Raw genomic sequence first — 5,880 nt, forward strand, 5'->3', positions numbered from 1 at the left:
GATCGGCCACCACCACCGACCCCACACCCGTCACAAACCCGAAAACCCGATCACCAGGCACCAACCCCGACACACCCGCACCCACCTCCACCACCACACCAGCACCCTCCACACCCAACACAGCGTCCGGGTCGGGGTAGGTGCCGAGCGCGACGAGTACGTCCCGGAAGTTCAGGCCCACTGCCTTCACGCGCACGCGCACCTGCCCCGGAGCCAGCGGCGTCCAGGCGTCCGGAAGTTCGCGCAGGCCGAAATTCTCCGGGCTCAACGTGCCTTTCCCGATCGGCGCGAGTCGCCATTCCCGGCGGTCGTAGGACGCGGCGGTGCCCAGAAGCTCCGCGTCGCGCAGGCGGGCGGCGCCCGCATGCCCGGCGCGCTGGAGTCGCGGTGCGTGGGGGACGCCGCCGCGGACGGCGAGTTGAGCTTCGGTGTCCAGCGTCAGCGCCAGTACGACACTCTGCCGCAGATGATTCCATTCATCGACGTCGACGAGGACGACCCGGTCCGGGTGCTCGCTCTGGGCGGTGCGCAGCAACCCCCACGCCGCGGCCGCGGCCGGATCCACTGGCTCACCGGCATGGACCGCCACCGCCCGCCGGGTCACCACGACAACTCGGCTGTCCCGGTCCAGTAGGTCCCGCACCCGCGCCGTAACCGCGGTCACCACCGTCCGCACGGTAGCGGGCATGTCGCCGTCGCCGACCTCGTGCTGGAGGCGGACCACCGTCGCGACCCGCCCCGCGACGTACACGGTCTCGAGGTCACCGGCAACGTCCCAGTCGCCGGCGGCGCCCGGCTCGAGGGCAGGCACGGCGATCCAGTCGAGTCCGTAGCCGACGGCGCGGTGCCCTACCGCAAAGGCCTCGGCCGAGAGGCTACGTAGCATCAGCGCACCGATCTCGGCCACCGGCCGCCCCGAGGTGTCGGTGAGCGTCACCGCGATCCGCGTGTCCTCCGCCGCCGAGCCGGACACGGCGGCATGGACCCGCACCGTGGTCGCTCCCGTCGCATACAACCTGACGTTCTCCCACGAGAAAGGCACAGCCACCGCACCGGCCACCGGTTCGGACGTCAGCCCGCCCAGCAGGATGGAGTGCAGCGCCGCGTCCAGCAGCGCCGGATGCACTCCGTACCCGTCGACCTCTGCTCGAGCGGATTCGGGCAGCACGACCTCGGCGAAGACTTCACCGCCGCCGCGCCACAGCGCGGTCAGTCCCCGGAAAGCCGGACCGTACTCGTAGCCCAGTCCGGCCAGATCCGCGTAGGCGCCGGTGAGTTCCCGCGCGGTCGCGTCGGCCGGGGGCCAACTCGCTGCCACCGTGGCGGCCGACCGGCCGCCCGTCCGCGCGGTCACCGTCGCACTCACGTGACGAACCCATTGAGCGGAGTCGGCCCCGGGCTCCGCACCGTCGCGCGACCGCGAATACACCGCGACTGCCCGAGCACCGGATTCATCCAGCCCACCGGCGACCACCCGCAGATCGACCGCGCCCGTCGATGGCATCGGCAGGGGCGCCTCGATCACCAGCTCCGACACCGCGGGGCATGCCACGGCCGCACCCACGTGCAGGACGAGTTCGACGAAGGCGGCGCCGGGGAACACGACCGCTCCGCCGACCGCGTGATCGGCCAGCCACGGATGTTCCGCTCCGGACAGTCGGCCGGTGAACACGACATCCGGCGAATCCGGCAACCGCACCAGAGCGCCCAGCAGCGGATGGCCCGCGTCGTCCAGACCCGAGCGCGATACATCCGACACGCGTACCGGGGGCAACCAGTACCGCTGCTGCTCGAACGCGTAGGTCGGCAGCGGCACCCGCTCGATCGCGCGGCCCGCGAACAGCGGCGTCCAGTCCACCGGCACCCCTCCGGCGCCGGCTTGCGCCAGCGCGGTCACGAACCGATCGGCCTCGTCGGTCGAGCGTCGAGCGGCCGCGACGACGATCGACTCCGCTTCCGTGGCCGGCGTTTCGGCGAGACACTGCCGAACCATGGCGGCCAGTACGGCATCCGGGCCGACCTCCAAGAACCGCCGGACGCCGTCCTCGATCAGGGTGGCGATCCCCGGTGCGAACCGGACACACCCGCGTACCTGGGCGACCCAGTAGTCGGGGTCGGTCAGTTCGGCGTCGACCAAGGCGCCGGACACGTTCGACACGATCGGGACGGCCGGCCGATGGTAGGTCAAACCTCGCGCCACTCCGCGGAACTCGTCGAGCATCGGCTCCATCGATGCCGAATGGAACGCATGGCTCACCCGCAGTCGCGAGGTCTGCGCATTCGCCGTGGCCAGACGATCGGCGATCGCGTCGATCACGGTGGCCGCACCGGACAACACCACCGATCCCGGACCGTTCACCGCGGCGATCGACACCCGACCGCCGAATTCGTCGAGCAGGTTCACCGCCTGTTCCTCGGGTATCGCCGCGGCCAGCATCGCGCCGTCGCCGGGTAGCGCGCCCATCAACCGTCCGCGCGCCACCACCAGCGCGCACGCATCCGGTAGCGACCACACTCCGGCGAGATACGCGGCGGTCAGCTCGCCGATCGAATGTCCGATGAGCGCGTCCGGAACGACGCCGAACGATTCCAGCAGCCGGAACAGCGCTACCTCGAACGCGAACAAGGCGGGCTGGGTGAACTCGGTCCGATCCAACAGCCGCGCACCGTCCGGGTCGAAGACCAGCTCTCGCAGCGAACGGCCGAGCAGCGGATCGATATGGGTGCACATCTCGTCGAAGGCCGTGGCGAACACACCGAAAGCCGTGTACAGACCGGCGCCCATCCCGGCACGTTGCGCGCCCTGACCGGTGAACAGGAACGCCGTCCGGCCTGCCGTATTCGACTTCGCCGCGATCGCGCCCGTGCTACCGGCGGCCAATTCGGCCAGCCCGGTCAGCAGTTCGTCTCGGTCACGTCCGACGACAGCGCCACGCCACGGCAGCTGTGCGCGGGAGGTGATCAGCGCGTGAGCTGTGTCCCAGGGTCCGGCGTCGGGATGGTGGATCGCCCACTCCCGTAGCCGCTCGGCCTGCGCCCGCAGGCCGGACTCGGAATCGGCCGACACCAGCCAGGGCACGACCGTCTCGATACGGCGCCCGGGAGCGGGCACGACCGATGACGGCGCAGCCGCGGGCGCCTCTTCGAGGATGGCATGTGCGTTGGTGCCGCTGACACCGAACGACGACACGCCGGCCCGCCGGACGCGCTTCCCGGCGGGCCACGCCTGGGCTTCGGTCAGCAGCCGAACGTTGCCCGCCGACCAGTCCACATGGGGGCTCGGCTCGTCCGCGTGCAGTGTCTTCGGCAGGGTTTCGTGCCGCAACGCCTGCACCATCTTGATCACACCACCGACACCCGCGGCGGCGATGGTGTGGCCGAGATTGGATTTGACCGACCCGATGAACAGCGGGCGACCGGCACGATCACGCCCGTAGGCATTGATCAGGGCCCGGGCCTCGATCGGATCGCCCAATGTCGTACCGGTGCCGTGCGCCTCGACCGCGTCCACATCCGTCGGCGTCAACCCCGCGTCGGCCAGCGCCGCCGCGATCACCCGTTCCTGTGACGGACCGTTCGGCGCGGTCAGGCCGTTGCTCGCACCGTCCTGATTGATCGCGCTACCGCGCACGAGAGCCAGAACAGTGTGTCCGAGGCGCTGGGCGTCGGAGAGCCGTTCGAGTACGAGCACCCCGACGCCCTCGGCGAAACCGACGCCGTCGGCGTCGGCGGAGAACGACTTACAGCGTCCATCGGGCGCCAGGCCGCGCTGCCGGGCGAAATCGACGTAGAGGTATGGACTGGCCGCGACCGTCACACCGCTCGCCAGTGCCAGCGAGGTCTCTCCCTGGCGCAGCGCGCGGGTGGCCTGGTGCAGGGCGACCAGCGACGACGAGCACGCGGTATCCACGGTGACGGCCGGACCTTCGAAGCCGAAAACGTAGGCCACCCGGCCGGAGACCACACTGTGCGTGGTGCCGGTGAGACGGTAGCCCTCCAGTTCTCCGGTGATCCGCTCGCTGTAGCCGGATGAGCACGCTCCGGCGAAGACGCCGGTATCGCTGCCACGCAACGCGACCGGGTCGATACCGGCATTCTCCAGGGCCTCCCAGGTCGCTTCCAGCAGCAGGCGCTGCTGGGGGTCCATGGCGGACGCCTCCCGGGGACCGATGCCGAAGAAGCCGGCATCGAAATCCGCCGCGCCGGAGAGGAATCCGCCGCGCCGGGTGTAGGAGGTACCCGGTTTGTCCGGGTCCGCATCGAACAGTCGCTCGAGATCCCAGCCGCGGTCGGTGGGAAAATCTGTGCTCGCGTCCGTGCCGGAGGCCAGCAATTCCCAGAGACTCTCCGGTGAGGTGACTCCGCCGGGGAAGCGGCAGCTCATGCCTACAATGGCGATCGGGTCATCCACCACACGCTCCGGGCGCGGAGCCCGCTCGGCGGATTCGTCCGCAGTGGTCGGCACCGCCAGGGAGCGCACCAGCTTCGCCATCGCGGTGGCGGTCGGGTGGTCGAAGACCAGTGTCGACGGCAGCTGGAGCCCGGTGGCTTCCGACAGCCTGTTGCGGAATTCCATGACGCCGAGCGAGTCGAATCCGATATCTCGGAACGGTTTGTCCGCCGGGATCGATTCGATGCCGGTATGCCCCAGCACCGCCGCGGCCTGGGCGCGGATGAGGTCGAGGACGACGCGATCCTGCTCGGCAGCCGAACGACCCGCCAGTCGCGCGGCCAGCTCCGGACGCTGCGCCACGTCACCGGCGACCCGGCGGCGGGACGGCCGTACCAAACCGCGCATCAGGGCACGGGGTACCGTTTCCGCCAGCGCGTCGCGGTCGACGCGGACAGCCACGAACGCCGATGCGCCCCCCGCGAGTGCGGAGTCGAACAGTGCCATACCCTCCCGCTCGCCCAGCGGCGGGAAGCCCTCCCGCCGCAACCGAGCGATATCGGCTCGGCCGAGTGCCCCGGTCATGCCGGTGCTCTGCTGCCACAACCCCCACGCGATCGAGGTCGCGGGCAGACCGGTCACGTGCCGGTGGTGTGCCAGCGCGTCGAGGAACGTATTGGCCGCGGCGTAATTGGCCTGGCCCGCGTTGCCGATCACGCCCGCGATCGAGGAGTACAGCACGAACATCGACAGATCCAGATGCCGTGTCGCCTCGTGCAGGTTCCACGCCGCGTCCACCTTCGGCCGCAACACCTGCTCGATCCGCTCCGCCGTCAGAGCGGTGAACAAGCCATCGGCCAGCACCCCCGCAGCGTGGACGACGCCGGTCAGTGGATGCTCGGACGGGATCGCCGCGAGCGTCTTCTCGAGGGCGTTCCTGTCCGCGGCGTCACAGGCGACCACGTCCACGTGCGCACCGAGTGCGTCGAGCTCGTCACGCAGTTCCCTCACACCGGGCGTATCCGGGCCGCGTCTGCTGGCCAATATCAGCCTTCGGATCCCGTACTCGGTGACCAGATGCCGAGCGGCCAACGCACCCAATCCTCCGGTGCCACCGGTGATCAGCACCGTGCCCTCAGGCGACAGCGGCGTCGGCACGGTGAGCACGTTCTTCCCGATATGCCGCGCCTGACTCATGAACCGCAACGCTTCCGGCGCCTGCCGCAAATCCCATGCGGTGAGCGGGGACTGCGTCAAGATTCCGGCCTCGAACAGCTCTACGACCGATGTCAGGATCTCCCTCAGTCGATCCGGGGCCACCTCCAACAGGACGAAACTCTGGTACCGCACCCCTGGATGGACAGCGGCTACTTGCTGGGGGTCGCGGCGATCCAGCAACCCCATCTCCACGAACCGTCCACCCGGCCGCAGCAACCGCAGCGAGGCATCCACGAATTCCCCCGCCAGCGAATCCAGCACCACATCCACAC

General features: G+C 69.8%; 1 protein-coding gene. It reads right to left on the reverse strand.

Going from position 1 to position 5,880, the window contains the following annotated elements; translation table 11 throughout:
• On the reverse strand, positions 1 to 5,869 hold a 5,869-nt coding region (locus tag M8859_RS36580; RefSeq protein WP_249645672.1), incomplete at its 3' end, for a type I polyketide synthase.
• Positions 5,870 to 5,880 lie beyond the last annotated feature (11 nt).

The sequence above is a fragment of the Nocardia sputi genome, from assembly GCF_023501985.1.